The 24,351-nt window shown below is 63.2% G+C and carries 25 protein-coding genes; 19 read left to right on the top strand and 6 right to left on the bottom strand.

Annotated features, from left to right (window positions below; genetic code table 11):
- The first annotated feature begins 203 nt into the window (after positions 1-203).
- The 6 genes from rpsA to trpB all read left to right on the top strand — a co-directional run bounded on the left by rpsA (position 204) and on the right by trpB (position 6,572).
- Complete coding sequence (gene rpsA, locus ACXAED_RS05775; RefSeq protein WP_475047621.1) at positions 204-1,883, top strand: 30S ribosomal protein S1; 1,680 nt, start codon at positions 204-206, stop codon at positions 1,881-1,883.
- Positions 1,884-2,049: 166 nt separating this feature from the next.
- Positions 2,050-3,282, top strand: a complete 1,233-nt coding sequence (locus ACXAED_RS05770) for a class I SAM-dependent methyltransferase (RefSeq protein ID WP_475047619.1) — start codon at positions 2,050-2,052, stop codon at positions 3,280-3,282.
- A gap of 229 nt (positions 3,283-3,511) precedes the next feature.
- On the top strand, positions 3,512-3,796 hold the full coding sequence (gene ihfB, locus ACXAED_RS05765) for an integration host factor subunit beta (protein ID WP_008557618.1): 285 nt from the start codon (positions 3,512-3,514) through the stop codon (positions 3,794-3,796).
- Entirely contained in the window at positions 3,796-4,146 is a 351-nt protein-coding gene (locus ACXAED_RS05760) for a lipopolysaccharide assembly protein LapA domain-containing protein (protein ID WP_475047615.1), read from the top strand. The genes ihfB and ACXAED_RS05760 overlap by 1 nt, the downstream gene beginning before the upstream one ends.
- Before the next feature lie 7 nt (positions 4,147-4,153).
- On the top strand, positions 4,154-4,807 hold the full coding sequence (locus tag ACXAED_RS05755) for a phosphoribosylanthranilate isomerase (protein WP_475047613.1): 654 nt from the start codon (positions 4,154-4,156) through the stop codon (positions 4,805-4,807).
- A 505-nt stretch (positions 4,808-5,312) separates the two neighbouring features.
- Positions 5,313-6,572: a tryptophan synthase subunit beta gene (gene trpB, locus ACXAED_RS05750; protein ID WP_475047610.1), complete on the top strand. Its 1,260-nt coding sequence runs from the start codon at positions 5,313-5,315 to the stop codon at positions 6,570-6,572.
- Positions 6,573-6,646: 74 nt separating this feature from the next.
- Here the strand turns inward: trpB and ACXAED_RS05745 are convergent, their stop codons facing one another.
- Together ACXAED_RS05745 and ychF are read right to left on the bottom strand one after the other, a co-directional pair.
- On the bottom strand, positions 6,647-7,024 hold the full coding sequence (locus ACXAED_RS05745; RefSeq protein WP_475047608.1) for a DUF2237 family protein: 378 nt from the start codon (positions 7,022-7,024) through the stop codon (positions 6,647-6,649).
- Between the two features lie 210 nt (positions 7,025-7,234).
- Positions 7,235-8,332 carry a redox-regulated ATPase YchF gene (gene ychF, locus ACXAED_RS05740; protein WP_475047605.1) on the bottom strand — a complete coding sequence of 366 codons (1,098 nt, stop codon included), beginning with the start codon at positions 8,330-8,332 and terminating at the stop codon, positions 7,235-7,237.
- Between the two features lie 206 nt (positions 8,333-8,538).
- On the opposite strand from ychF, the gene ACXAED_RS05735 reads away from it, so the two are divergent.
- The 7 genes from ACXAED_RS05735 to ACXAED_RS05705 all read left to right on the top strand — a co-directional run bounded on the left by ACXAED_RS05735 (position 8,539) and on the right by ACXAED_RS05705 (position 15,096).
- The gene (locus ACXAED_RS05735; RefSeq protein ID WP_475047603.1) at positions 8,539-9,036 is read left to right on the top strand and encodes an acyloxyacyl hydrolase; all 498 of its coding nucleotides are present in this window, start codon (positions 8,539-8,541) and stop codon (positions 9,034-9,036) included.
- Between the two features lie 81 nt (positions 9,037-9,117).
- A complete protein-coding gene (gene trpA / locus ACXAED_RS05730; protein WP_475047600.1) occupies positions 9,118-9,909 on the top strand; it encodes a tryptophan synthase subunit alpha in 792 nt (263 codons plus the stop codon).
- 178 nt (positions 9,910-10,087) lie between these two features.
- Positions 10,088-11,254: an alpha-hydroxy acid oxidase gene (locus ACXAED_RS05725; protein WP_475047598.1), complete on the top strand. Its 1,167-nt coding sequence runs from the start codon at positions 10,088-10,090 to the stop codon at positions 11,252-11,254.
- Between the two features lie 124 nt (positions 11,255-11,378).
- Positions 11,379-12,017 carry a 50S ribosomal protein L25/general stress protein Ctc gene (locus tag ACXAED_RS05720; protein ID WP_475047595.1) on the top strand — a complete coding sequence of 213 codons (639 nt, stop codon included), beginning with the start codon at positions 11,379-11,381 and terminating at the stop codon, positions 12,015-12,017.
- Positions 12,018-12,157: 140 nt separating this feature from the next.
- Entirely contained in the window at positions 12,158-13,399 is a 1,242-nt protein-coding gene (locus tag ACXAED_RS05715) for an NAD(P)/FAD-dependent oxidoreductase (RefSeq protein WP_475047592.1), read from the top strand.
- 75 nt (positions 13,400-13,474) lie between these two features.
- Complete coding sequence (gene pth / locus ACXAED_RS05710) at positions 13,475-14,158, top strand: aminoacyl-tRNA hydrolase (protein WP_475047589.1); 684 nt, start codon at positions 13,475-13,477, stop codon at positions 14,156-14,158.
- A gap of 17 nt (positions 14,159-14,175) precedes the next feature.
- The gene (locus ACXAED_RS05705; RefSeq protein ID WP_475047586.1) at positions 14,176-15,096 is read left to right on the top strand and encodes a nucleoside hydrolase; all 921 of its coding nucleotides are present in this window, start codon (positions 14,176-14,178) and stop codon (positions 15,094-15,096) included.
- A gap of 136 nt (positions 15,097-15,232) precedes the next feature.
- On the opposite strand, the gene ACXAED_RS05700 is transcribed toward ACXAED_RS05705, so the two are convergent.
- Positions 15,233-15,547, bottom strand: coding sequence for a hypothetical protein (locus ACXAED_RS05700; protein ID WP_475047583.1), 315 nt, complete (start codon positions 15,545-15,547; stop codon positions 15,233-15,235).
- A gap of 295 nt (positions 15,548-15,842) precedes the next feature.
- Between ACXAED_RS05700 and ACXAED_RS05695 the strand changes: the two genes are divergently transcribed.
- The 3 genes from ACXAED_RS05695 (at position 15,843) to ACXAED_RS05685 (ending at position 17,747) form a co-directional block, all read left to right on the top strand.
- Positions 15,843-16,187, top strand: coding sequence for a helix-turn-helix domain-containing protein (locus ACXAED_RS05695; RefSeq protein ID WP_475047581.1), 345 nt, complete (start codon positions 15,843-15,845; stop codon positions 16,185-16,187).
- 197 nt (positions 16,188-16,384) lie between these two features.
- Positions 16,385-17,020: a helix-turn-helix transcriptional regulator gene (locus tag ACXAED_RS05690; RefSeq protein WP_475047579.1), complete on the top strand. Its 636-nt coding sequence runs from the start codon at positions 16,385-16,387 to the stop codon at positions 17,018-17,020.
- A gap of 61 nt (positions 17,021-17,081) precedes the next feature.
- Positions 17,082-17,747, top strand: a complete 666-nt coding sequence (locus ACXAED_RS05685; RefSeq protein ID WP_475047578.1) for an acyl-homoserine-lactone synthase — start codon at positions 17,082-17,084, stop codon at positions 17,745-17,747.
- 162 nt (positions 17,748-17,909) lie between these two features.
- On the opposite strand, the gene ACXAED_RS05680 is transcribed toward ACXAED_RS05685, so the two are convergent.
- From ACXAED_RS05680 to ACXAED_RS05670, 3 genes are all read right to left on the bottom strand, one after another.
- The gene (locus ACXAED_RS05680; RefSeq protein ID WP_475047576.1) at positions 17,910-19,427 is read right to left on the bottom strand and encodes a tripartite tricarboxylate transporter permease; all 1,518 of its coding nucleotides are present in this window, start codon (positions 19,425-19,427) and stop codon (positions 17,910-17,912) included.
- 1 nt (position 19,428) lies between these two features.
- Positions 19,429-19,923: a tripartite tricarboxylate transporter TctB family protein gene (locus ACXAED_RS05675; RefSeq protein WP_421054398.1), complete on the bottom strand. Its 495-nt coding sequence runs from the start codon at positions 19,921-19,923 to the stop codon at positions 19,429-19,431.
- A gap of 240 nt (positions 19,924-20,163) precedes the next feature.
- Positions 20,164-21,147: a tripartite tricarboxylate transporter substrate binding protein gene (locus ACXAED_RS05670; protein WP_475047574.1), complete on the bottom strand. Its 984-nt coding sequence runs from the start codon at positions 21,145-21,147 to the stop codon at positions 20,164-20,166.
- Between the two features lie 117 nt (positions 21,148-21,264).
- Between ACXAED_RS05670 and ACXAED_RS05665 the strand changes: the two genes are divergently transcribed.
- The 3 genes from ACXAED_RS05665 to ACXAED_RS05655 are packed head-to-tail and all read left to right on the top strand — an operon-like array spanning position 21,265 to position 24,316.
- Entirely contained in the window at positions 21,265-21,930 is a 666-nt protein-coding gene (locus ACXAED_RS05665) for a response regulator transcription factor (protein WP_475047571.1), read from the top strand.
- Positions 21,927-23,312, top strand: coding sequence for a sensor histidine kinase (locus ACXAED_RS05660; RefSeq protein WP_475047570.1), 1,386 nt, complete (start codon positions 21,927-21,929; stop codon positions 23,310-23,312). The genes ACXAED_RS05665 and ACXAED_RS05660 overlap by 4 nt, the downstream gene beginning before the upstream one ends.
- Positions 23,282-24,316 carry an ABC transporter substrate-binding protein gene (locus tag ACXAED_RS05655; RefSeq protein WP_475047567.1) on the top strand — a complete coding sequence of 345 codons (1,035 nt, stop codon included), beginning with the start codon at positions 23,282-23,284 and terminating at the stop codon, positions 24,314-24,316. Before ACXAED_RS05660 ends, ACXAED_RS05655 begins: the two co-directional genes overlap by 31 nt.
- Positions 24,317-24,351: the final 35 nt, after the last annotated feature.

The raw sequence follows: 24,351 nt of genomic DNA, 5'->3' as shown, positions 1-24,351 counted from the left end.
CCCGGGAATCCGCCTATACGCGCGCTGTCAATACAAGGGCGGTCAACGTCCGGGTGGCATATCTGAGCAGGGCTGGGGAATACCTCGGCCCTTTGTGTTTGTTTGATCAGATGTGCTCCGGGCCACGTTCTGTAGGGCTAACCAAGACCGGCGGAGACAACCGCCCGGCCAGAAAACCGTTAGTAAAGGAAACCTGAGACCTCATGGCTCAAAACGCATCGATGGAGGAATTCGAAGCCCTCCTGAACGAAAGCTTCGAAATGGACACCCCGGACGAAGGTTCGGTTGTCAAAGGCAAAGTGCTGGCAATCGAAGCCGGCCAGGCCATCATCGACGTCGGCTACAAGATGGAAGGCCGCGTTGATCTGAAAGAATTCGCAAACCCCGGCGAAGCCGCTGAAATCGCAGTCGGCGACGAAGTGGAAGTCTTCCTGCGCTCGGCAGAAAACGCCCGTGGCGAAGCCGTCATCTCCCGCGAGATGGCCCGCCGTGAAGAAGCCTGGGACCGCCTGGAAAAAGCATACGCAGACGATCAGCGCGTCGAAGGCGCGATCTTCGGCCGCGTCAAGGGCGGCTTCACCGTCGACCTGGGCGGCGCTGTTGCGTTCCTGCCCGGCTCGCAGGTTGACGTGCGCCCCGTGCGCGACGCTGGCCCGCTGATGGGTCTGAAGCAGCCGTTCCAGATCCTGAAGATGGACCGCCGCCGCGGCAACATCGTTGTCTCCCGCCGCGCGATCCTCGAAGAGTCCCGCGCCGAGCAGCGCGCCGAAGTCATCGGCAACCTGTCCGAAGGCCAGGCAGTGGACGGTGTCGTCAAGAACATCACCGAATACGGTGCGTTTGTTGACCTGGGCGGCGTTGACGGCCTGCTGCACGTCACCGACATGGCATGGCGCCGTGTGAACCACCCCTCCGAGATCCTGTCGATCGGCGAAACCGTCAAGGTTCAGGTCATCAAGATCAACAAAGAGACCCACCGCATCTCCCTGGGCATGAAGCAGCTGCAGGAAGATCCGTGGGATCTGGTTGGCGCCAAGTACCCGCTGAACTCCGTTCACAAGGGCCGCGTCACCAACATCACCGATTACGGTGCGTTTGTTGAGCTGGAGCCGGGCGTCGAAGGTCTGGTCCACGTCTCCGAGATGTCCTGGACCAAGAAAAACGTCCACCCGGGCAAAATCGTCTCCACTTCCCAGGAAGTCGACGTCATGGTTCTGGAAATCGACGGTGCCAAGCGCCGCGTGTCCCTGGGCCTCAAGCAGACCATGCGCAACCCGTGGGAAGTCTTTGCCGAGACTTACCCGGAAGGCACCCAGGTCGAAGGCGAAGTCAAGAACATCACCGAATTCGGTCTGTTCATTGGCCTCGACGGCGACATCGACGGCATGGTTCACCTGTCCGACCTGTCCTGGGACGAGCGCGGTGAAGACGCGATCCAGAACTACCGCAAAGGCGACGTGGTTCAGGCCGTTGTCTCCGAAGTGGACGTCGACAAAGAGCGTATCTCGCTCTCGATCAAAGCTCTGGGCGGCGACAAGTTCGCCGAAGCCGTGGGCGGCGTGAAGCGCGGCTCCGTGATCACCGTCGAAGTGACCGCGATCGAAGACGGCGGCATCGAAGTGGAATACGAAGGCATGAAGTCCTTCATCCGCCGCTCCGACCTGGCCCGCGACCGTGCCGACCAGCGCCCCGAGCGTTTCTCGGTTGGCGACAAGGTCGACGTGCGCGTCACCAACGTCAACTCCAAGACCCGCCGCCTGGGCCTGTCCATCAAGGCGCGCGAGATCGCGGAAGAGAAAGAAGCAGTGGAACAGTATGGCTCCTCGGACTCCGGCGCATCGCTGGGCGACATCCTGGGTGCCGCACTGAAGTCGGGCGACTAATCTCCCCGGCCTCACGGCAGACAACACAAAGCCCCGCAGGCAACTGCGGGGCTTTTTCTTTTGCTGCATTTGACCTGCAGTCCCTGCTTCGCCTTCACCATTTATTAGAGGCGCCTGATGGATAGTCGAAACAATCGCATTTTCTTCAAATCAGGAAGACTAAAAGTTGACCAAAGGACACTCGGCCAATCCGGCGCACGCAAACTCTCATCATGGCGCCGAAGTGGCAGAAAAACTCGTCTGGCGCGCAAAATCTGAACCTCTGAAGGACGGCGGTCTGCGGACCTCTCAGATCCTCACGGAAGCTTTGGCAGCAGATCCTCACCACCACGAAGCCCAGGTTCTGCAGGAGCGGCTGCATCAGACGTTTGTGCCCCGCTGGCATTTTCCGATGCTGGCGGACACCGCCCGCAACCAAGCCTATGCCAAGGCCATCGCGGCCAAGGTAAGGCCGGGGGACGTGGTTCTGGACATCGGCTGCGGAGCTGGTCTGACCGCGATGCTGGCGGCCCGCGCCGGTGCGAAACATGTCTACACCTGCGAACAGCAGCCGCTGATTGCGCAGGCCGCGACCCAAGTCATCGCAGACAACGGTCTGAGCGACCGGATCACCGTGATCCCGAAATGGTCGCACGACATCACCATGGGCGAGGACATGCCGGAACCGGCCGATGTCGTGATCTCGGAAATCGTCGATACCGTTCTCCTCGGCGAGGGCGCGCTTGCGACACTGACCCACGCCATGTCCGAACTGGCCAAGCCGGGCGCGCGCGCAATTCCGGAACGGGGAACGCTGCTGGCGCGGCCCGTCGAAAGCGGCGGCCTGCTGGACCTGTGGCGCCCGCAAAAGGCGGAAGGCTTCGACCTGAGCGCCTTTCACCGTTTTGCGCGGGTCGCGCAATTGACCCCTAACGATTTTGCGGCCTGCGGGCTGCGCGCCCTGGGGCCGGCGGCAGACCTGTTTCACTTCGATTTCACCAGGCCGACCATCAACCCGGGGCGCATCGCCAGGGATCTGACCTGTACCAACGACGGCACTATTCACGCGGTTTTTGTCAGTTTCGAGATGCAGTTGGCGCCGGGCATTCTGGTGGCAAACGGATTGGACGCTGGCGGGCACTGGGGACGCACGGCTTACCTGCTGGACCGTCCCGAAACCGCAGCAGCAGGGGACCGGCTGACAATCACGGCACAGCATGACGCAGCAAACCTGAGCGTCTCCGTGCACGGCACACTCTCCCGGGCCGATGACGCCAATTCCGCCACCGTGTGGTTGAACCCGGCTTGGAATGTCAGCCTTTCTCAGCGGGATGTCAGCGGCGTTGCCCGCTCAGCAAATCCGGCCTGGACCCCGGCGAACGCCAAGGCGGCCGGAACCCAAGTCCATCCCTGCCACTAAGGCTGCGGGACCCGAATCAACTGGAGCTGCTGCGGCATCCGGACCACGGATGCCGCGGCGCAGCGCCGCGCGGCGGCGCCTGATCCGGCCCCGGCAGCCTGCAAAGCGGGTGAACTCTTGCCGGATTTCCCGCCCTGCATGCGGCATTTTGTTCCCCCACGCGGGAATTTTTCCTATACTCTCAGAATAATAGCCAAAACATTATGGCAGCCTGGGAGGAAGACAGATCATGATCCGCTCTGAGTTGATTCAGAAGATTGCAGACGAAAACCCGCACCTGTATCAGCGGGATGTGGAGAGGATCGTGAACACGGTGTTTGAGGAAGTGACCAACGCGATGGCCCGGGGCGACCGGGTCGAACTGCGCGGCTTTGGCGCTTTTTCGGTCAAGAAGCGGGACTCGCGGGTCGGCCGCAATCCCCGCACCGGTGAAACCGTCCATGTCGAGGAAAAACATGTGCCGTTCTTCAAGACGGGTAAGCTCTTGAGGGACCGCCTGAACGGGAAAGCCTGATGCGTTACATTCGCTACGCGGTTCTGGGGGCGCTGGCCATCGTGCTGGTGTCCGTGAGCCTTGCAAACCGCAGTTTTGTTGAGCTCAAACTGATGCCGGAGGCACTGGGTGAGCTGTTCGGTTTTAATCCGGGCGTCTCGCTGCCGCTGTTTGCGGTGGTTCTGGGCGGGGTCGGCGCCGGTCTGGTGCTGGGCTTCCTGTGGGAATGGATCCGCGAGCACAAGCACCGCCGCGAAGCGGCCGAAAAGGCCCGCGAGGCGCGCAAGCTGAACCGCGAAGTGAAGCGGCTGAAAAAGCAGAAACACGAAGGCAAGGACGAAGTCCTGGCGCTTCTCGAAGACGCAAGCTGAGCCGGTCATGACGGACATCCGGGTCAAGATCTGCGGGCTCAGCACCCCGCAGGATGTGGCCGCCGTTGCGGCGGCAGGCGCAGCCTACGCGGGGTTCGTCTTCTTCCCGAAGTCGCCCCGCAACGTCAGCATCGAACAAGCCGCCGCGCTGGCCGTCGAAGCGCCCGTGGGCCTGTGCAAGGTGGCGCTGACGGTGAATGCCACCGACGCGGAGCTGGATGCTATCACCAGCGCCGTACCGCTCGACATGCTTCAGCTGCACGGCAAGGAAAGCCCGCAACGCGTGGCCGAGGTGCGCAGCCGCTACGGCCTGCCGGTGATGAAGGCCGTTGGCATCGCCGATGCCGCGGATCTGCCGCAGATTGCTGAGTATGAGCAGGTGGCGGACCAGCTGCTGATCGACGCCAAACCGCCCAAGGAGGCAGAGCTGCCCGGCGGCAATGGCCTCGCCTTTGACTGGCGCCTGCTGGCGGGGCGCAAATACTGGCAGAAACCCTGGATGCTGGCCGGCGGCCTGACCCCGGAAAACGTGGCCGAGGCGATCCGCATGACCGGCGCCCGGCAGGTGGATGTCTCCTCCGGCGTTGAAAGCGCGCCGGGCCAGAAGGACGCCGCGCTGATCGAAAGCTTCACCCGGGCCGCACACGCCGCCCGCGGCTGACTTCCTCGCGCCGCCGCCCCGCTGATCCGCGGGGCAAGCGGCGGATTTTGAGTATTTGAAGAAAGATGAAGGGGCTTTGGCCAGCGGCTTCATCTTTCCAAAAATACTCATTGCGCAACAGTAGTCCTCAACCGCTCGGCTTGAGTGTTGCGGCTCCGCCGAACGCTGCTCTCATCCTGTATTAAGCCGGGTCTGCCATAGTGGCCCCTGATCGCGGTCACAGCCGGGCCTGACACCCCTGGCACCTTGGAACAGGGCCCCTTTGCAGGGGACGTGCAGAGACAACGTTTAGCACGCGGGCGGATACGCCCGCCCGCCTCCGCCTTCGTGGCGGCGCCGCCATCCTTCTCCGCCTGACCTTTAGGGCCGGCAGCATGACAGAATGAGCAAACGAACCGGCAGGGCGGCAGCCCCAGCCGGGCAGACCTGCTTGAGCAGAGTCCTCTTTACCAAGGCGCTGCCGCGCTATAGTCATTGCGGGCGCTGCGAAAGTGAGGGAACACCTATGGCCGACGATCTTTTCAACAGCTTCATGAACGGTCCGGATGAAAATGGCCGTTTCGGTATCTTTGGCGGGCGTTTCGTATCCGAAACCCTGATGCCGCTGATCCTGAGCCTGGAAGAAGAATACAACAAAGCCAAGGACGACCCCTCCTTCTGGGCCGAGATGGACAGCCTGTGGAAGCACTATGTCGGCCGCCCCAGCCCGCTCTATTTTGCAGAGCGCCTGACCGAAGAACTGGGCGGCGCCAAGGTCTACATGAAGCGTGACGAGCTGAACCACACCGGCGCGCATAAGGTAAACAACGTGCTGGGCCAGATCCTGCTGGCGCGGCGCATGGGCAAGACCCGGATCATCGCTGAGACCGGCGCCGGCCAGCACGGCGTGGCCACCGCCACCGTCTGCGCCAAGTTCGGCCTGAAATGCGTGGTCTACATGGGCGCGCATGACGTCAAACGCCAGGCGCCTAACGTGTTCCGGATGCGCCTGCTGGGCGCCGAAGTGATCCCGGTCACCTCGGGCCGCGGCACCCTCAAGGACGCGATGAATGACGCGCTGCGCGACTGGGTGACCAACGTGCGCGACACCTTCTACTGCATCGGCACCGTCGCGGGCCCGCACCCCTACCCGGCGATGGTGCGCGACTTCCAGTCGGTGATCGGCAAGGAAGTCCGCTGGCAGCTGGAGGAGCAGGAAGGCGAAGGCCGCCTGCCGGACACCGTTATTGCCGCGATCGGCGGCGGCTCCAACGCGATGGGGCTGTTCTACCCGTTCCTGGATGATCCCTCGGTGAAGATCATCGGCGTCGAGGCCGGCGGCAAGGGCGTGGACGACCGGATGGAGCACTGCGCGTCGCTGACCGGCGGCCGCCCAGGCGTGCTGCATGGCAACCGCACCTATCTGCTGCAGGACGATGACGGCCAGATCCAGGAGGGCTTTTCGATCTCCGCCGGTCTCGATTACCCGGGCATCGGCCCCGAGCATTCGTGGCTGCATGACACTGGCCGCGCCGAATATGTCTCGATCACCGACAAGGAAGCGCTGGAGGCCTTCCAGGTCAGCTGCCGAACCGAGGGCATCATCCCGGCGCTGGAGCCCTCCCACGCGCTGGCCCATGTGATGAAGATCGCCCCTGGTCTGCCCAAGGACCATATCATCGTGATGAACATGTGCGGCCGCGGCGACAAGGACGTGTTCACCGTCGCCAAGCACTTGGGCTTTGACATGTCCGACACCGAGGAAGGCCGCACCTTCGAGGAGTGAGCCATCCGGCCAAAGCAAAAAGATAAGGCGCCCAGAGGGGCGCCTTTTTCTTTGCAGAACATAGGCTTCTGTGCTCAGGCCGGGTCGGCGGCGTAGCTTTGCAGGATGCTCAGCGGCACGATTTCCAGCGCCCGCATGTGGGTCGCTTCCAGGTGCACTCTGGGGGCGCAGCCCTCATCCGCGGCCTGCAGGAAGCGTGCCGCGCAAAGGCACCAGCGGTCGCCGGGCTGGAGGCCCGCAAAGCCGAACTCGGGCCGCGGGGTGGACAGGTCGTTGCCCACGTATTTGCTGAAGGCCAGGAACTCAGCCGTGGTCACCACGCAGACGGTGTGGCTGCCATGATCCTCGGCACAGGTGTTGCAATGGCCGTCGCGGAAAAAGCCGGTCACGGGCGCAGTGGAACAAGGTGCCAGCGGGCCGCCCAGAACATTGATGGCGTCGTCTTTTTCCATGGGAGGCCTGTCCTCGCAGCAAGTCGGGGCCGCATTCCGGGGCGGCGTTCCGGCATAATAGTAGAGCAATTGCGCCGCCCGTCCCGGGATTTCCGGCGCGGGCCGCGGACAGGATGGACAAGCGTGTGCCCAGGTCGATCCCTGTGCCGCAAAAAACTGCGGCCCGCCAAGGGTATGGCGGGCCGCAGTCTCCTGAAAACGGTTCAGGGATCAGGTGTTGAACAGGAAGTGCAGCACATCGCCGTCCTTGACGATGTAGCTCTTGCCTTCGGCCCGCATCTTGCCGGCTTCCTTGGCGCCCTGTTCGCCGTTGCAGGCGATAAAGTCGTCATAGGCGATGGTTTCGGCCCGGATGAAACCCTTTTCGAAATCGCCGTGGATGACACCCGCCGCCTGCGGCGCTGCGGTGCCGGTGCGGATGGTCCAGGCGCGTGCTTCCTTGGGGCCGACGGTGAAATAGGTCTCAAGGTGCAGCAGGTCGTAGCCCGCGCGGATCAGGCGGTCCAGACCGGCCTCTTCCAGCCCCATTTCCTCCAGGAACATCTGGGCCTCTTCCGGGTCCAGCTGGCTGATCTCTTCCTCGATCTGGGCGGAGATGATGACGTGGGCATTGCCCTGCGCCGCGGCCATTTCAGCGACCTTGGCGGAGTGCGCGTTGCCCTCGACCGATTCCGACTCACCCACGTTGCAGACATAAAGCACCGGCTTGGTGGTCAGCAGTTGCAGCATCTTCCAGGCCTTGGCGTCCTCGGTATCGACCTCGACCAGGCGGGCGGGCTTGCCGTCTTCCAGCACTGCCTGCGCGGCCGCCAGCAGGCGGTCCTGCTGCTGGGCTTCCTTGTCGTTGCCCTTCAGCTTGCGCACCAGGTTGGCGCGGCGCTTCTCGATGCTTTCGAGATCCGCGAGCATCAGCTCGGTCTCGATCACATCGGCGTCGGCCACCGGATCGACGCGGCCGTCCACATGGGTCACGTCGCCGTCTTCAAAGCAGCGCAGCACATGGGCAATTGCGTCGGTTTCACGGATGTTGGCCAGGAACTGGTTGCCCAGGCCCTCGCCCTTGGAGGCGCCCTTTACCAGGCCCGCGATGTCGACAAAGGTCATCCGGGTCGGGATGATCTGTTTCGACTTGGCGATCTCCGCCAGCTTGTCCAGCCGCGCGTCCGGCACCGCAACCTCACCCACGTTGGGTTCGATGGTGCAGAACGGAAAGTTGGCCGCCTGCGCCGAGGCGGTTTTGGTCAGCGCGTTGAACAGCGTCGACTTGCCCACGTTGGGCAGGCCGACGATTCCCATTTTAAAGCCCATTTCGGCCTCCTGATGCCACTTGGGAGCTGCTTCTAGGCAGCATTGGGCGTGCGCGCAAGGCAAGTATGGCTGGCAAAAGCGCCACAATTGCTTTCTGTGCGGCGTTGCACAGGGGGGCCTCTTATTGCTTTTTCGTGAGGTGGCTTGGAAAACCTCTGCAATAAAATATCTTTATGCCAAATAAATAATTCTGCGAGGGGCTTGAAATGAAACAGACAGCTTTGCTGGCGGCAGCATTGTCGGCTGCCATGGCCTTGCCTGCGGCTGCTCAGGAGGTAACGCTGGGGCTGGGGTATTCCGACTATCACCGGGATGCGGCGGAAGACAGCCCAGTGTTCGCAGTGGATTACCTGCACGCGCCGTTCTATGAACGCGGGCGGCTGTCGGCCCGCTTCGGCGCCGGGCTGGAGGTGCAGGAGGCGGGCGATGTGTTTGCCGGCGTCGGCATCAGCGGAGTTATCGGTCTGAACAACGACTGGTTCATCGAGACCAGCGTAATGCCTGGCGCCTATCACGAAAGCTCCGATGCAAACGACTTGGGCTCCGCCTTTGAAATCCGCACCCTTCTGGCGGTGGGCAAGAGGTTCCACAGCGGCAGGGCGGTGTCCCTGGCGTTCAGCCACAAGTCCAACGCCTCAACCGCGGATGAGAACCCGGGCGTGAACACGCTGACGCTGCGCTGGCACATTCCGCTGGGCGGCTGAGCCGGGCCGGTGCGGCGCGGGATTGATTTCCCGCGCAACATTCGGCACACCGGGGCGGAAACCTGAAAGCAAGGCCCGCCCATGACCCGCATTGATGCCAAATTCGCCGAATTGAACGCCGCCGGAAAGAAAGCCTTTGTCACCTATGTGATGGCGGGCGACCCGGACTACGAGACCTCGCTGGAGGTGGTGAAGGGGCTGCCGGGCGCAGGTGTGGACATCATTGAGCTGGGCCTGCCGTTCACTGATCCGATGGCCGACGGGCCGACCATTCAGCTGGCCGGGCAGCGGGCGCTGGACGGCGGCATGACACTGGAAAAGACGCTGCAGCTGGCCGCCGACTTCCGCAAGGGTGACGACACCACCCCGATCGTGCTGATGGGTTACTACAACCCGATCTACAAACGCGGCGTCGGCAAGTTCCTGGAAGACGCCAAGGCCGCGGGCATCGACGGTCTGATCGTGGTGGACCTGCCGCCGGAAGAGGACGAAGAGCTGTGCATCCCGGCGCAGAAGGCGGGGCTGAACTTCATCCGTCTGGCGACTCCGACAACCGATGACAAGCGCCTGCCCAAGGTGCTGCAGAACACCTCCGGTTTTGTCTATTACGTGTCGATCACCGGCATCACCGGCGCCGCTGAGGCCGAGGCAGGCGACGTCGGCCCCGAGGTCGCGCGTATCAAGGCGGCCACCGATCTGCCGGTCATCGTGGGCTTCGGTATCAACACGCCGGAGAAGGCACAGAACATCGCCTCGGTCGCCGACGGCGCGGTGGTGGGCAGCGCCATTGTCAGCCAGATCGGTTCGGGCAAGTCGCCGGATGAGGTGCTGGCGTTTGTGAAGTCCCTCGCGGACGGCGCCCACAAGGGCTAAGCATCCGGACCTGGAACGCACGCCGGGCGGAACCATTTTGAATAGACCAAAACGAACTTCAAAAACCGCGCCTTCGGGTGCGGTTTTTGCGTCTCAAGGGGTGCGGCAAAGGCAGCGTTGCTTTTGTCTGGCTGGATTGGTAAGAAAACTTTACCAAACGAAAGCGGGAGACTGTCCGGTGCCGGTGATTACCAATATCAACGACCTCAAGCGCATCTATGAACGCCGTGTGCCGCGGATGTTCTTTGACTATGCCGAAAGCGGCAGCTGGACCGAGCAGACCTTCCGCGAGAACACTTCCGATTTCGAGAAGATCCGCCTGCGCCAGCGGGTGGCCGTGGACATGACCGGGCGGACCACCGCCAGCCGGATGATCGGTCAGGACGTGGCCATGCCGGTGGCGCTGGCGCCGGTGGGGCTGACGGGGATGCAGCACGCCGACGGCGAGATCAAGGCGGCGAAGGCGGCTGAGGAATTCGGGGTGCCGTTCACGCTGTCCACCATGTCGATCAACTCGATCGAGGAAGTGGCGGAGGCGACCTCCAAACCGTTCTGGTTCCAGCTTTATACGATGAAGGACGAAGACTATATCCGCCGCCTGATCCAGCGCGCCAAGGATGCCAAATGCTCGGCGCTGGTGATCACGCTGGATCTGCAGATCCTGGGCCAGCGCCACAAGGACCTGAAGAACGGACTGTCGGCGCCGCCGAAGCTGACGCCCAAAACCATTGCCAACCTGATGACCAAATGGGCCTGGGGTATCGAGATGCTGGGCGCCAAGCGGCGCAACTTCGGCAATATCGTAGGCCACGTGCAGGGGGTTTCCGACACCTCGCAGCTGGGCGTCTGGACGGCGGAGCAGTTCGACCCGGCGCTGGACTGGGGCAAGGTCGAAAAGCTGATGGAGATGTGGGGCGGCAAGGTGATCCTTAAGGGGATCCTGGACGCCGAGGATGCGCGCATGGCGGCCAAGCTGGGCGCCGATGCCATCGTGGTTTCCAATCACGGCGGGCGGCAGCTGGACGGGGCGCTGAGCTCGATCCGGATGCTGCCGGAGATCATGGATGCGGTGGGCAGTGACGTCGAGGTGCATCTGGACAGCGGCATCCGCTCCGGTCAGGACGTGCTGAAGGCGCTGGCGCTGGGCGCCAAGGGCACCATGATCGGGCGGGCCTTTGTTTATGGCCTGGGCGCGATGGGGCAAAAGGGTGTGACGGCGGCGCTGGAGGTGATTCGCAAGGAGCTGGACACCACCATGGCGCTGTGCGGCGAACGCTCCGTCGAGGGGCTGGGGCGCCATAATCTGCTGATCCCCGAGGATTTCGGCGGCCGCTGGCAGGAATAGTGCGCCGGAGGCACCGGGTAGGGGGCTTTGCCCCTTCCCAAACCGCTGCAACCGGTCTATAGGCACGGCTTCACGCGGGGTGACAGCCTTGGAGGCACCCCGGTTAGACATATGGAGAATTAAGATGGCAAAAGAGATTCCTGATCTCGTAGCCCAGGAACGTGCGGGGACAGGCAAGGGCGCCGCTCGCGCTGCGCGCCGCGCAGGCATGGTTCCGGGTGTGGTATACGGTGGCGACGCAGAGCCGCTGGCAGTCCAGATCCCGTTCAACGAGCTGCTGAAAAAGCTGAAAGCCGGCCAGTTCAAGTCCACCCTGTGGAACCTGAAAGTGGAAGGCCAGGACGACGTGCGCGTGATCTGCCGCGACGTTCAGCGCGACGTGGTCAAGGACCTGCCGACCCACTTCGACCTGATGCGCCTGCGCCGCACCTCGAAGATCAACCTGTTCATCCACGTTGAGTTCATCAACGAGGACAAGGCACCCGGCATCAAGAAGGGCGGCGTTCTGACCGTCGTGCGTCCGGAAGTCGAACTGAAAGTAACCGCCGGCGAGATCCCCGAGAAGATCGTGGTGGACCTGGAAGGCCTGAACATCGGCGACGTGGTCACCATCTCTTCGGTCGATCTGCCCGCAGGCTCCAAGCCGACCATCGACCGCGACTTCGTGATTGCCAACATCGCGGCTCCGGCCGGCCTGGCCTCCTCCGATGAGGAAGAAGGCGAAGAAGGCGCAGAAGTCGAAGCGACCGAAGTCGAACAATAAGACCCGCGCCCATCCGGGCAACGGTTTTTACGGGCTCCCATCCGGGGGCCCGTTTTCTTTTGTGCGGCGCGCGGTCCGCAGGTGATTGACTTTCCCCGGCGCCGCTGCCCCAGTTCCGTCTGGGCAGAGGGGAGCGGGGCATGGCCGATTACGATATAGCCGTTGCGGGCGCGGGCGCGGTAGGCATGAGCTGCGCGCTGTGGGCGCAGATGCGCGGGCACCGGGTGCTGCTGGCGGATCCCAATCCGCCAGGGTCCGGCACCAGCTATGGCAATGCCTGCACGCTTGCGACCTATGCCTGCTTGCCGGTGAACAGCCCTGCAGTGCTGACGAGCCTGCCCAGCCTGATGTTCTCCAAGGACAGCCCGCTGTCGCTGTCTTATGCCCATGCGCTGCGCAACCCGCGCTGGATGCTGTCCTTTCTGGCCAATTGCCGCGCCGCGCCCTCGCGCCGGATTGCCGGGCATCTGGCGGATCTGCTGGCCCACGCCGATGCCGGGATCAACCCGCTGATCGAGGCGGCCGGCGCCCGGGATCTGGTAGTGGAACGCGGCCAGTTGTCGGTCTGGTCGACGGCACCGGCGGCGGAGGCGGCCACGGCGGACCTGGAGCAGCGCCGCGCGCTGGGGGTGCCCTGGCGCGAGGTCGGTGCGGATGAAGCGCTGGAGATGGAGCCGGGCCTGAAGCTGCCCGTCAAGCGCGCGGTGCATTTCCACGCCGCGCGGCACTTGCGCGACCCGCTGGAGCTGATCACCCGGATGCACCGGGCCTTTACCGAACTGGGGGGCACAACGCTGCAGGCCCCGGTGGAGGCGGTGAGACCCGGGGGCAGCGGGGTGGAGCTGCGGCTGGACGGGCAAAGCCTGACGGCGGGGCGGGCGGTGATCGCCAGCGGGGCTTTCTCGAAACGCATCAAAGGGGCGGGCACGGACAAGCTGCCGCTGGGGACCGAGCGGGGTTATCACCTGATGTATGCGGGCGAGGCGCACCGGGTGACGCGGCCTGTCGGCTGGGGCGAGGCGGGGTTTTACGCGGTGCCCCACGCCAAAGGCTTGCGGCTGACAGGCACGGTGGAGATTGCCGCGCTGGAAGCGCCCGCGAACCAGCGGCGGCTGGCCTACATCGCCCGCAAGGGGGCTGAGATGCTGGGGCCGCTGCCGGAGCCGGACAGTGAATGGCTGGGCTACCGCCCGACGATGCCGGATTCGCTGCCGGTCATTGGGCCCAGCCCGCACACGGACCGGGTGCTTTTTGCCTTTGGCCATCAGCACATCGGGCTGACCCTGGGAGGCATCACCGGGCGGTTGATCGCGGATCTGGCGGAAGGCCGCCAGCCCAACATCGATCTGGCGCCGTTTGCCGCGGACCGGGCCTTTGCCTGAGCCTGCCGGCCTCTGGATTCCCGGGGCCAAATAGGGCATCACTCAGGGCTACTGAAACGCAAGCGGGCAGAGGCCATGAAACTCTTTGTGGGGCTGGGCAATCCCGGCCCGAAATATGAGCGCAACCGCCATAACATCGGCTTCATGGCGCTGGACCAGATCGCGTCGGACCATGGGTTTTCCCCCTGGAAGTCCAAGTTCCAGGCGCTGATCTGCGAGGGCAATCTGGGTGGCGAGAAGGTGCTGCTCTTGAAGCCGCAGACCTTCATGAACCTCTCCGGCCAGTCGGTGGGCGAGGCGATGCGGTTCTACAAGCTGACGCCCGCCGATGTGGTGGTGCTGCATGACGAGCTGGACCTGGCGCCGGGCAAGGCGCGGATGAAACAGGGCGGCGGCCATGCGGGCCACAACGGGCTGCGCTCGATCCATTCGCATATCGGCGCGGATTATGCCCGGGTGCGGCTGGGGATCGGCCATCCGGGCCACAAGGACGCGGTCGGGGGCTATGTGCTGCGCGACTTCCCGAAGGCGGACGAGGGCTGGCTGGACGATCTGATGCGCGGGATTTCCGACGGCGCGGCTGAGCTGGCGAAGGGCGATGGCGGCAAGTTCATGAATGCGGTGGCCCTGCGCGTGGCGCCGCCGCGCAGCTCCACCACCAAACCCAAGCCGGAAGCGAAGGCGGAGAAGGCGGCCAAGGCTGAACCGGCGCCGGACACCCGGTCGGCGCTGGAAAAGCTGATGGACAAGTTCAAGTGAGCCGGGAGGCACGAGAGATGGTGAAACTGATTATCGACACCGATCCGGGCATCGACGATGCCATGGCGATCTTCTATGCCGCCGCGGCGCCGGACATCGACCTGCTGGGGCTGACCACGATCTTCGGCAATGTGACCACCGCTACCGCCACCCGCAACGCGCTGCGCCTGCTGGAAGCGGCGGAGCTGGACGTGCCGGTGGCCGCAGGTGCCACCGCGCCGCTGGTGCTGCCGCCGTTCAAACCCTCGTCCCATGTGCATGGGGAGGAGGGCTTTGGCGACATCCCGGCGGCGGAGCCTAAGGGCAAACCGCTGGCGGAGGATGCCGCGGATTTCCTCTGCCGGATGGCGCGCGAGCATGAGGGCGAGCTGGTGGTCTGCCCGATCGGCCCGCTGACCAATATTGCCCTCGCCATGCAGCGCGATCCGGAGTTCATCCGGAATGTGAAGTCCATCGTGGTGATGGGCGGCTCGCTGGAAGAGGGCGGCAACATCACGCCCCACGCCGAGGCCAATATCTATCACGACCCTCACGCTGCGGACGTGGTCTGCCAGGGCGGCGGTAAGGTGGTCTTTGTCGGGCTGGACGTCACCCACCGGATCCTTTGCCTGGCGGAGGATTTCGAGGCGATTGCGGCCAAGTCGCCGGATCTGGGCGGGATGCTTCAGGAAATGTCGTATTTCTACCTCAAGTTCTATCAGGAGGTTGCGGGCAAAAATGGCTGCTCGCTGCATGACCCGGCGGCGGTGATTGCCTGCACTCATCCGGAGCTGTTCGGGATGCGTGAGGTGCCGCTTGAGGTCTCCTGCGAGGGCGAAACCTCCGGCGCTACGCTGGCGGCGCCGGACAGCGGGCGGGAGCCGGTCAACGTCTGCATGACAGTGGACGCGGAAACGGTGAAATCTCAGTTCCTCAACCGTTTGACGCTGCTGCCCTAAGCCTCGGAAAACGATCATAGCCCCGCGCGCTGCCAGGCGGGCGGGAGCGGATCAGCGGCCGTGCGGTTTGGAGTTTGTTTGCCGGCTTGCCGGGCCGGGCAGCGCCGTTGCGGCGCGAGGCGCTTGGCAGGCGGTCTTAGGTGCCGCTGCTGCGGGGAACGGCTGCCTCGCTTGCCAGAAGCTGGCTCAGTGTTTCCAGTGAGCCGTCACTGACCAGCGAGGCGATCAGGTCTGCAACCCGTGCTTGCCGCATGCCCATGTCATCGGCGGCGGCGTCGAGTTCATCCAGAAGCTGGCCGGATGTGCTGCTGTTCTGATGGTGCGAGTGCTCCAGCCCCTTGGAGGCAGCATCGAAGGCTTCGCGTGCGTGGGCGTAGTCTTGGGCTGCGGCAATCACGGCCCGAATGCGTTCTGCCTGCGTTTCAGGGAGGGCGGCATTACTGGCGTTCATCTCAAAAACTCCAAGCGTCATCAAAAAAAGCAGAACAGCTGTCCGGAACTGCAGCTGCCCGTGCTTGCGGGCCTGTTCAGGAAATCTGTACCCTTCGGCCCGATCCGCCGGGGTCTTGAAGTCCTGAATGTCATCGCGTCCTCCCGCAATTTGCCGCGATAGAAATATAGTTCTAGCTGCGTGCGGGTGTAAATCGGTTTCTGGGGGCTGATCCGCGAATATCTGCACTAAGTGATATCGCAGATCGAATTATAATTCTATTTGCGGGAACTATAGTTCTGTGTATGCTGCTGCTATGAAAGAACACGACACTAAAACACAACTCTCTGCTGGTGAGGGGATTGAGCTTTGGAGGCAGCGCCTTCGTCAGGCGCTGGACATCCGCGGCCTGGACTATGATGAGGTCTCCGAAGCGGCAGGCAATAATCCGGAGTACGTCAGCAAGGTGCTGAATGGCCGGTTCAATCCGACCGTGGCGCGGATCATCCGGATTTGTGAAGTTGCAAATATAGACATGGCTTATCTGTTTTCAGATGAGCCGAACGCAGATGACCGTAGCGTTCTGGATAAAGCAGCGGATCTTACAGAAGATGACGCAATACTAGTTAGCCGGCTCATCAGCAGCGCCCGAGCGCGCTGATTCTATCCTTTCGATAATTCGTTTAAACAGGCGGGTTCCCTGGCGGGGCCTTTCCTGGTTGGCCTCGGCGACCGTGCGTAAGAGCGCTTCTAAGGTCGCCGCGGTAATCTTTTCTCTTTGCATAGTCTTGCCTGGGTAAGGTATTTATCATTTATGATAATCGCTTTTTGCGGTATCATATGATTTGGTTGCATACTATGCGTGTGGATTACAATATGAGAAGTGATATACGCGGCATTCTTTTGAGGTCCTTGGATGAAATATCTGAGAACGGATATTCTATTGGTGTGGGCTTCAACGGGGTAGAACCGGTGTTCGTCCACAGCACTTATGCCAAGGACTGGGTGGATCGCTATGTCGACCAGTCCTACCTGCTTGTTGACCCGACCATTCAGTACGGGTTGAGCAGCACCGGCTGGGCAACCTGGAAAGAGCTTGAGCGGCTTTTTCCTGCGTCAAAGACGTTTTTTGAAGACGCCGCGGCCTTTGGGCTGAACCACGGCAATACGCTGGCGATCAGCGCTGACGGGCGCGTCTCTGTGCTGAGCTGCTCTGGTCCTGAGTGGAGGGGCGAAGACCTGCGGATCGCCCGCGCGGCTCTCTATGCGCTGCACGCGCTGGAATTTGAGCCGTCCAACGCAATCACACTTACGGCTCCGGTGAAAGATGTTCTCAGGATGATGTGCAACGGCTGCAAAGATCAGGAAATCGCTGATAATTTAGGGGTCAAGCTGGAAACGGTCAGAGCCCGGCGGCGGACCGCTATGCAAGCGCTTGAAGCCAAGACAAGCGCACAGCTGATATCACAAGTAATAAAATTCGGACTGATCTGACACTTCAGGATTTCAAACGGCTAAGACCCTTCGATCATGGCGCTGCAAAAAGGAGAGCGCCATGCAGCTACATATTTTTTCTTACGAACAGCGGTCCAGCTTCCAAGCGGCGTATCAGGGATTTCTTGCCCTGCGCAAACAGAAGCTGGTGGATGAACTCGGCTGGGGGTTGAATCACGATGGAACTTTTGAACAGGATCAGTACGACCGGCCGGGAGCCGTGTACTCGGTTGTCACGCAGGGCCGCCGGATCGTTGCCGGGGCGCGTGCTGCGTCCTGCGGCGGTAGTGACGGCTATTGGACTTATATGCTGAAGGATGCCAGGGACGGTAAAATCCAGGGCATACCGGGCGGATTGCTGAGCGAGTACCCGGAGACAGGCCGGACATGGGAGTGCACCCGTTTCGTGATGGACGAAACCCTGGCGGACGCTGCGCAGCCGTCCATTGAGACCAAGCTGGTTGTTGCCGGGCTGTGCCAGGCGGCTTACAGCTTTGGCGCCACAGAGATGATGTCGCTATCGCCGCGCAGCCTGGGGTTGTTGCTGAGACGGTTCGGGTACTCTGTGCGCAGGGAGCCGGCCCGCTATATCTGCGATGATGACGGACGCGAATACCGGTCGTTTCTGATGGCCTGCGACCCGGAGGTGAACCTGGACCTGGCAGCGTATTATGTTTCGCCTGCTTCGCAATTCGGCCTGGTGCCTGAGCTGCAAGGGGCTGCGTAACGGCGGTAGCGTGATCAGGCCGCTATCACGCGGGGCTGGTGACTGCCCCGCCGGTTGAACCCGCTGCTGCCGGGCAAATGCTTGTCCGGCAGCTGCAATTTGTTCCGGCCGCCCCCTGCGGAGATGGCCGGGATGCGGGGCACGCCGTGCCCCCGATGCGGATCAGTCAGCGTCGGCAGACCCTTCAGCCCGCAGCCGGGCGCGCCGGGCCCGGTAGCTGGGCAGAACCACAAGGATGATGGCGAGGCCCAGCAGGCCAAGGGTCATCGGCCGTTCCAGGATGAACCCCAGCCCGTCATACAGCTGCATCGAGCGGGCAAAATTATCCTCCAGCATCCGCCCGAGGATGAAGCCGATCAGCAGCGGCGCCAGCGGATAGTCGGCAAACCGCAGCACTGTCGCGCAGATCCCCAAACCCACCAGGATCAGCAGTTCGGTGGCATTGTTCTGACCGATGTAGGCCCCCATCAGGGTGAAGAACAGGATGAAGGGGATCAGGTAATTGCGCGGCACCGCCAGCACCTTGGCGATATAGGGAATCAGCGGCAGGTTCAGGATCAAGAGGATCAGGTTGCCCAGATACATCGAGATGATCACCGCCCAGAAAATCTGCGGCTCATCCACCATCAGCCGCGGCCCGGGAGAGACGTTGAGCGCAATCAGCGCCCCCAGCAGGATCGCAGTGGTGCCGGAGCCGGGGATGCCCAGCGTCAGCAGCGGCACAAAGGATCCGGTGCAGGCGGCGTTGTTGGCGCTTTCCGGCGCGGCGAGGCCTTTGACAGAGCCCTTGCCGAACTGCTCCTGCTCCTCCTTCGGGGCAATGTTGCGCTCCACCGCGTAGCCGAGGAAAGAGGCAATTGTGGCGCCCGCGCCGGGCAGCACGCCGATCAGGAAGCCCTGGATCGACTGGCGCCCGATCACCGGGGCGATGGCCTTGGCCTCGTCCCTGGTGATGCGCAGGTCCTTGATCTCGTTGCTGCCGCTGCCGGAATTAGAGCGGGAGGGGTCCAGCACCAGGTACATCGCCTCTGGCAGGGCGAACATCGCCATTGCCAGGGTGATGAAGCCGAAGCCCGACTGCAGATCCATAATCCCCATGGTGAAGCGCGGCATGTTGAACAAAGCACCTTCGCCCACCGTAGCCATGATCAGCCCAAGGAGCGTCATCAGAAGCGCCTTGCCGACCTGGCCAGAGCCCGCGAAGGCGGCAATCGCCGAGAGCCCCACCACCATCAGCGCGAAGTATTCGGCCGAATGAAACAGCAGCGCCACGGTCGCCAGCGCCGGGGCGAAGATCATCAAGAGGATCGCACCGATGGTGCCGCCGGAGAACGACGCGATGGCCGCGACCGTCAGCGCCTTGCCGGCCTTGCCCTGGCGGGCCAGCGGGTAGCCGTCAAAACTGGTCGCCACGGTGGAGGCAACGCCGGGTGCGTTGATCAGGATCGAGGAGGTGGAGCCGCCGAAGATCGCGCCGTAGTAGACACCTGCCAGCAGGATCAGCGCGGCGGAGGGGTCGCCGATGGAGATCGCCACCGGGATCATGATAGCGATGATCGACATCGGCCCCAGCCCCGGCAGCATGCCGATAAAGGTGCCGATCAGGCAGCCGCCGATGACCATCAGAAGATTGGTGAGGGAAAAGGCCGTTCCCAGCCCGACCATGATGCCTTCGAGCATGTCAGCCTCCGTTTGTCAGAAATGCGGGCCAGGGGCTCAGGAAGATGCCAAGCACCTCCTGCACCAGATACCAGACCACGCCGGCCGCCCCGGCGGTGACAGGCAGCAGGATGTGCAGCTTGCGCTCGCCCAGCACCCAGGCGCCTGCCACCAGAAAGCCCACGGTTGCGGGCAGGAAGCCCGCAGGCCGCAGCAGCAGCGCATAGGCCGCCATCAGCCCCAAGAGCGCCAGCGCCTGGCCCAGCTTGTACTCCGTCAGGCGGCGGTAGTTGATGTCCATCGGTTTCGGGTCGTCAGCGCCCTTTTCAAAGCCCAGCAGCACGTAGAGGGCCACCAGGATGGCCATCACCGACAGGATCTTGGGGAAGGTGCTGGGCCAGATCGGGTTGCGTTTCATGAAGGGCGGCAGGGCGGCATCCATGGTGAAGAAGGCCGCATAGCCGTAGGCGAGGCAGATCATCAGAATGACCAGGGCAATCCAGCGGTCGAGTGCCATGTTCTCCTCCGGTATTGAGAAGGAATTGAAGGAAGGGAGGGGGCGCTGCCCCCGCCGCGCGCTGCGCGGCTCCCCCGGGATATTTGAGGCCAGAAGAAGGACTGTGCCCGCGATCTGAAAACAGTTTTCTGCGCCGCCGGGCGCGAAAGCCAATCAGTTAACGGCAGTTTGGGGGCGGGCTTCTTCTGGCTGAAAATATCCTGGGGGTGCGGGGGCAAAGCCCCCGCGGTTGCGCCGGGCTCAGAGGAAGCCGAGCTTCTTCATCAGATCGCCGATGGCCTGTTCCTGGTCCTCCAGGAAGGCGCGGAAATCATCGCCCGAATTGTGGATGTTGACCCAGCCATTGCGGGCGCGGACCTCTTCCCATTCCGGGGTATCGTACATTTTGGCGAGCGCATCCTGGTAGGCGGCCAGCTTGTCCTCGGGCAGGCCGGGGGCCGCGAAGAAGCCGCGCCAGTTGACGAAGGTGGTGTCGAGCCCCTGTTCCTTCATCGTCGGCGCGTCCGGGTAGCTGTCCACGCGCTCATCGGCGGTGACGCCAATGATCTTCACCTCTCCGGCATTGGCCAGGTCGATGGCTTCGGAAAACCCGGTGCTGAGCGCCGCGATTTCACCCGACAGCAGCGCTGCCATGGCCTTGCCGCCCGCGTCATAGGGGATGTATTTCACCGCCGTCGGGTCTTCGCCCGCGGCCTCCATCACCATCGCCGCAACCAGGTGGTCCATGCCGCCCGGAACCGAGCCGCCGCCAACCGCGGTGCCGCGCGGGTCGGCCTTGTAGGCGGCCAGCAGGTCCTCCATCGAATTGATCGGGCTGTCCTTGCCCACCACGATGGCCGCATAGTCGCCGATGGTGCCTGCCACCAGCGTCAGATCGCGGAAGTTCTGCGGGAACACGCCGGTGAGCGAGCGGATCACGATCGGGGTGGAGTTCACCATCAGCGTGCCGTGCTGGCTGGCGGCGTTCTCGATCAGGTAGCCGATCGCCTTGCCGCCGCCGCCGCCGGACATGTTTTCATAAGACGCCTTGCCCACCAGCCCGGCTTCGGTCAGCGCTTCGCCGGTGCCGCGGGCGGTGCCGTCCCAGCCGCCGCCTGCGCCGCCGGGGATCAGGAAGTGGATGCTGTCGACCACCTGCTCCTCGGCCCAGGACGGGGCGGCAAAAGCCAGCGCTGCCGCGGTGGCCGCCAGCGCGGCGCGGCGGGTCAGGGTCCATTTGTTCATGTTGTCCTCCCATTTGACAAAATGCGGTCAAGCCGCTCATGACTGAAAGTGAGCACAGCAAGCTGACACAAACCTGTCACGGGGCCGCCAAGAACAGTTTGGAAAGGAGCCGCGCCGATGCGCTTCCTGCTGGTTGAGGATAACGAAAGCCTGGCAAAGGCCATTCTGGACCGGCTGCGGCTGGACGGGCATGTTGTGGATCATGCGCCGGATGTGAGCACTGCCTCCGCGTTTTCCGTCACCACTGATTACGATTTGATTTTACTGGATATTATGCTGCCGGACGGGGATGGGCGCAGCTTCCTGAAGGCCCACCGGGAGAATGCGAAGGAAACCCCTGTCATCGTTCTGACGGCCCGCTCGGAGGTCTCTGACCGGGTCGGGATGCTGGACCTTGGCGCCGATGATTACATCACCAAGCCGTTCGATTTTTCCGAGCTGGAAGCCCGCTGCCGGGCGGTGCTGCGGCGGCGCGGCGGCGGCAGTTCCAACCTGCGGCGATTCGGAAACCTGCAGTTCGACCCGATGGCGGGAACACTGTCCACCGGCGGTACGACCACCACATTGCGCAACCGGGAGCTGCGCTTGCTGGAGGTGTTTCTGAACGCGCCGGACCGGATTTTTTCTAAGGCGAAACTGGTCGACAGGCTGTTTTCCTATGACGAGGAAGTTTCGGAGAATGCCATCGAGGTCTATGTCGCGCGGCTGCGCAAGCATCTGGCCGGGTCCGGGGTGCAGATCACCACGGTGCGCGGCCTTGGCTACCGGTTGAGCCTGGGATGAGCGCTGCGGTCAATGTGAGCGGCTCCCTGCGCCGCCGCCTGCTGCTGCAGCTGGTGGGCAGCGCAGCGCTGCTGGCGGCGATCCTGTTCTTTGCGGTGCTGGGGTTTGTCCGCAACGTCGCCGAGGAAAGCCACGACAGGATCCTGCTGGCCTCGGCAACGTCGATACTGGATTCCGTGTCGGTGCAAGCGGGGGAGATCACCGCCGATATTCCCTATGCCGCCCTGTCGATGCTGGGCAATGTCAGCGACGACCGGGTGTTTTACCGGATCGCCAGCCCTGCCGGGGTGCTGACCGGATACACCGATTTGCCCGCCGGTAGCCAGCCGGTGCAGCCGGGGCAGCCGCGGTTCGAAACCGCTGAGTACAAAGATGAGACGATCCGGGCGGTGACGGTGTCCCGCCGCCTGTCGGCGCAGGGCGCGCCGGTGGCGGTGCAGGTTTCAGTGGCTCAGACGCGCACCGGCCAGGCCGCCTTGCTGGAGCAGCTGTTCCGGTCCGCGCTGTACCTGGGGGTGGGCTTCTTTGTGCTGGCCTCGGGCCTGGCGGTGTGGACAGCGCAGTCCAGCATCACTCCGCTGCGGTCGCTCACTGAGGCGATCTCGCGGCGGGGGCCCAAGGATCTGCGCCCGGTGACCCGCCCGGTGCCTGCCGAGATGTCGCCGCTGGTGTCTTCGCTCAACAGCTTCATCAGCCGCTTGCAGGCCTCGCTGACCCGGTCCGAGGATTTCATTGCCGAAGCCGCGCACCGGGTGCGCACGCCCTTGGCAACGGTGCGCACCCAGGCTGAGGTTACCCTGATGCGGGTCGATCGGGAGGAAAACCGGGCCAGCCTGCGCGAGATGATCCGCGCCATCGACGAAAGCTCCCGCGCGGCCGGGCAGCTGCTGGATCACGCCATGGTGTCGTTCCGCACAGACAGCCTGGAGCAGGAGGAGGTCAACCTGACCGCGCTGTCCCGCGATCTGGCAGAGCGGCTGCAGCCGGTGGCGGAGCTCAAGGATATTGTTCTGCATTTCCAAAGTGATGACGATGCCCGCGTCAAAGGCGATGCCATCCTGCTGCAGAACGCGGTCCGCAATATTCTGGACAATGCCATCAAGTATTCCGGCCGGGAGAGGGACATATGGGTCCGCTCGGCCAACTCCGGCAGCGAGGTATGCATCCAAGTGGAAGATGAGGCTGGCGGCTTTGCCGGTGAGGATACCGAGGCGCTGACCCGCCGTTTCGTCCGCGGGGGCAATGCCGGGGACACCATCGGCTCAGGCCTGGGGCTGACCATTGCCCGCGAGGTGGCCGAAGCCCACAGCGGCCGCCTGATTATCGAGGACAGTCAAACAGGAGCTGGCGCATGCGTAACGCTTTGTTTTCCGCTCTCCTGACGTTCCTGACCCTTGCGGCGGCAGCGGCAGCCGGGTTCGAGGTGGAGGAACGGCACTGGATCGGGCCTGAGGACGGTACCCCGCTGCGGGTGATTTCAACCACGGACACGGCCATTCTGGAACCGCTGATCGGCAGCTTTCTGGAGGATCATCCGGGGGTGGCGATAGAGTACACCGTGGCCAACAGCAGCGAGGTGATGAAAGCGGTGCTGGAGGGGCAGGAGCCGTTCGACGTTGCCCTTTCTTCGGCCATGGATTTACAAACCAAACTGGCGAATGACGGGTTTACCCGGCCTCATCAGTCCGCATCGACCGCTCTGATCCCGGAATGGGGCGAATGGCGCGGCCATGTGTTTGCTTTTTCCCTGGAGCCTGCGTCCATTGTCGTGTCAGCCGCAGCGTTTTCCGGCGGCGAAACCTTGCGCACGCGGCAGGACCTGATTTCGCTGCTGCGCGCCCAGCCGGAGCGGTTCCGCGGCAAGGTGGGTACCTATGATGTCTCGCTCAGCGGGCTGGGCTATCTCTTTGCGACCCAGGACGCGCGCACAGCGGAAACCTACTGGCGGCTGATGGAGGTCATGGGCAGCCTGGATCCGCAGCTGTTCTGCTGTTCGTCCAGCATGATCGAAAGCGTCGCCTCCGGAGAAATCCTGGTGGCCTATAACGTCCTGGGCAGCTATGCGCGGGCCCGGCGGGATCTGGCGGACAAGATCATCGTGATCGACCCCGAGGATTACACCCACCTGATGATGCGCTCTGCCGTTCTGCTGAAAGGCGGGCGGCGGCCCGGTCTTGCCCGGAGCTTTGTCGATCACCTGGCGGCCGCAGCCTGGTCGCAGCCGCCGGCGGCAAACTATCCCTTCTCTCAGCCGCCGGTCGCCTTTGTGGACAGCGCCAGCCCGAAACGGCCGATCCAGCTGGGGCCTGGTCTGCTGGTTTATCTGGACGCCGAGAAACGCCGCCGCTTCATGGCGGAATGGTTCAGCGCGGTCCGGAAGGAATGACGCTGCTGCGGTGCGCGCGGCCAAGACGGCCGTCC

Source organism: Leisingera sp. ABM4_103 (genome assembly GCF_056158685.1).
Note: the sequence above shows the minus strand (reverse complement) of the source record. Positions and strands in the feature narration are given on the sequence as shown.

Bases quoted from the DNA above. Each gene is read 5' to 3' on its own strand.
- ACXAED_RS05755 (WP_475047613.1), top strand. From the start codon at position 4,154: ATGACGGACATCCGGGTCAAGATCTGCGGGCTCAGCACCCCGCAGGAT.
- ychF (WP_475047605.1), bottom strand. From the start codon at position 8,332: ATGGGCTTTAAAATGGGAATCGTCGGCCTGCCCAACGTGGGCAAGTCG.
- pth (WP_475047589.1), top strand. From the start codon at position 13,475: ATGAAACTCTTTGTGGGGCTGGGCAATCCCGGCCCGAAATATGAGCGC.
- ACXAED_RS05665 (WP_475047571.1), top strand. From the start codon at position 21,265: ATGCGCTTCCTGCTGGTTGAGGATAACGAAAGCCTGGCAAAGGCCATT.
- ACXAED_RS05695 (WP_475047581.1), top strand. From the start codon at position 15,843: ATGAAAGAACACGACACTAAAACACAACTCTCTGCTGGTGAGGGGATT.
- ACXAED_RS05680 (WP_475047576.1), bottom strand. From the start codon at position 19,427: ATGCTCGAAGGCATCATGGTCGGGCTGGGAACGGCCTTTTCCCTCACC.
- ACXAED_RS05715 (WP_475047592.1), top strand. From the start codon at position 12,158: ATGGCCGATTACGATATAGCCGTTGCGGGCGCGGGCGCGGTAGGCATG.
- trpA (WP_475047600.1), top strand. From the start codon at position 9,118: ATGACCCGCATTGATGCCAAATTCGCCGAATTGAACGCCGCCGGAAAG.
- ACXAED_RS05760 (WP_475047615.1), top strand. From the start codon at position 3,796: ATGCGTTACATTCGCTACGCGGTTCTGGGGGCGCTGGCCATCGTGCTG.
- ACXAED_RS05670 (WP_475047574.1), bottom strand. From the start codon at position 21,147: ATGAACAAATGGACCCTGACCCGCCGCGCCGCGCTGGCGGCCACCGCG.
- ACXAED_RS05705 (WP_475047586.1), top strand. From the start codon at position 14,176: ATGGTGAAACTGATTATCGACACCGATCCGGGCATCGACGATGCCATG.
- ACXAED_RS05685 (WP_475047578.1), top strand. From the start codon at position 17,082: ATGCAGCTACATATTTTTTCTTACGAACAGCGGTCCAGCTTCCAAGCG.
- ACXAED_RS05675 (WP_421054398.1), bottom strand. From the start codon at position 19,923: ATGGCACTCGACCGCTGGATTGCCCTGGTCATTCTGATGATCTGCCTC.
- ACXAED_RS05655 (WP_475047567.1), top strand. From the start codon at position 23,282: ATGCGTAACGCTTTGTTTTCCGCTCTCCTGACGTTCCTGACCCTTGCG.
- ACXAED_RS05690 (WP_475047579.1), top strand. From the start codon at position 16,385: ATGCGTGTGGATTACAATATGAGAAGTGATATACGCGGCATTCTTTTG.
- ACXAED_RS05745 (WP_475047608.1), bottom strand. From the start codon at position 7,024: ATGGAAAAAGACGACGCCATCAATGTTCTGGGCGGCCCGCTGGCACCT.
- ACXAED_RS05660 (WP_475047570.1), top strand. From the start codon at position 21,927: ATGAGCGCTGCGGTCAATGTGAGCGGCTCCCTGCGCCGCCGCCTGCTG.
- rpsA (WP_475047621.1), top strand. From the start codon at position 204: ATGGCTCAAAACGCATCGATGGAGGAATTCGAAGCCCTCCTGAACGAA.
- trpB (WP_475047610.1), top strand. From the start codon at position 5,313: ATGGCCGACGATCTTTTCAACAGCTTCATGAACGGTCCGGATGAAAAT.
- ACXAED_RS05720 (WP_475047595.1), top strand. From the start codon at position 11,379: ATGGCAAAAGAGATTCCTGATCTCGTAGCCCAGGAACGTGCGGGGACA.
- ACXAED_RS05735 (WP_475047603.1), top strand. From the start codon at position 8,539: ATGAAACAGACAGCTTTGCTGGCGGCAGCATTGTCGGCTGCCATGGCC.
- ACXAED_RS05700 (WP_475047583.1), bottom strand. From the start codon at position 15,547: ATGAACGCCAGTAATGCCGCCCTCCCTGAAACGCAGGCAGAACGCATT.
- ihfB (WP_008557618.1), top strand. From the start codon at position 3,512: ATGATCCGCTCTGAGTTGATTCAGAAGATTGCAGACGAAAACCCGCAC.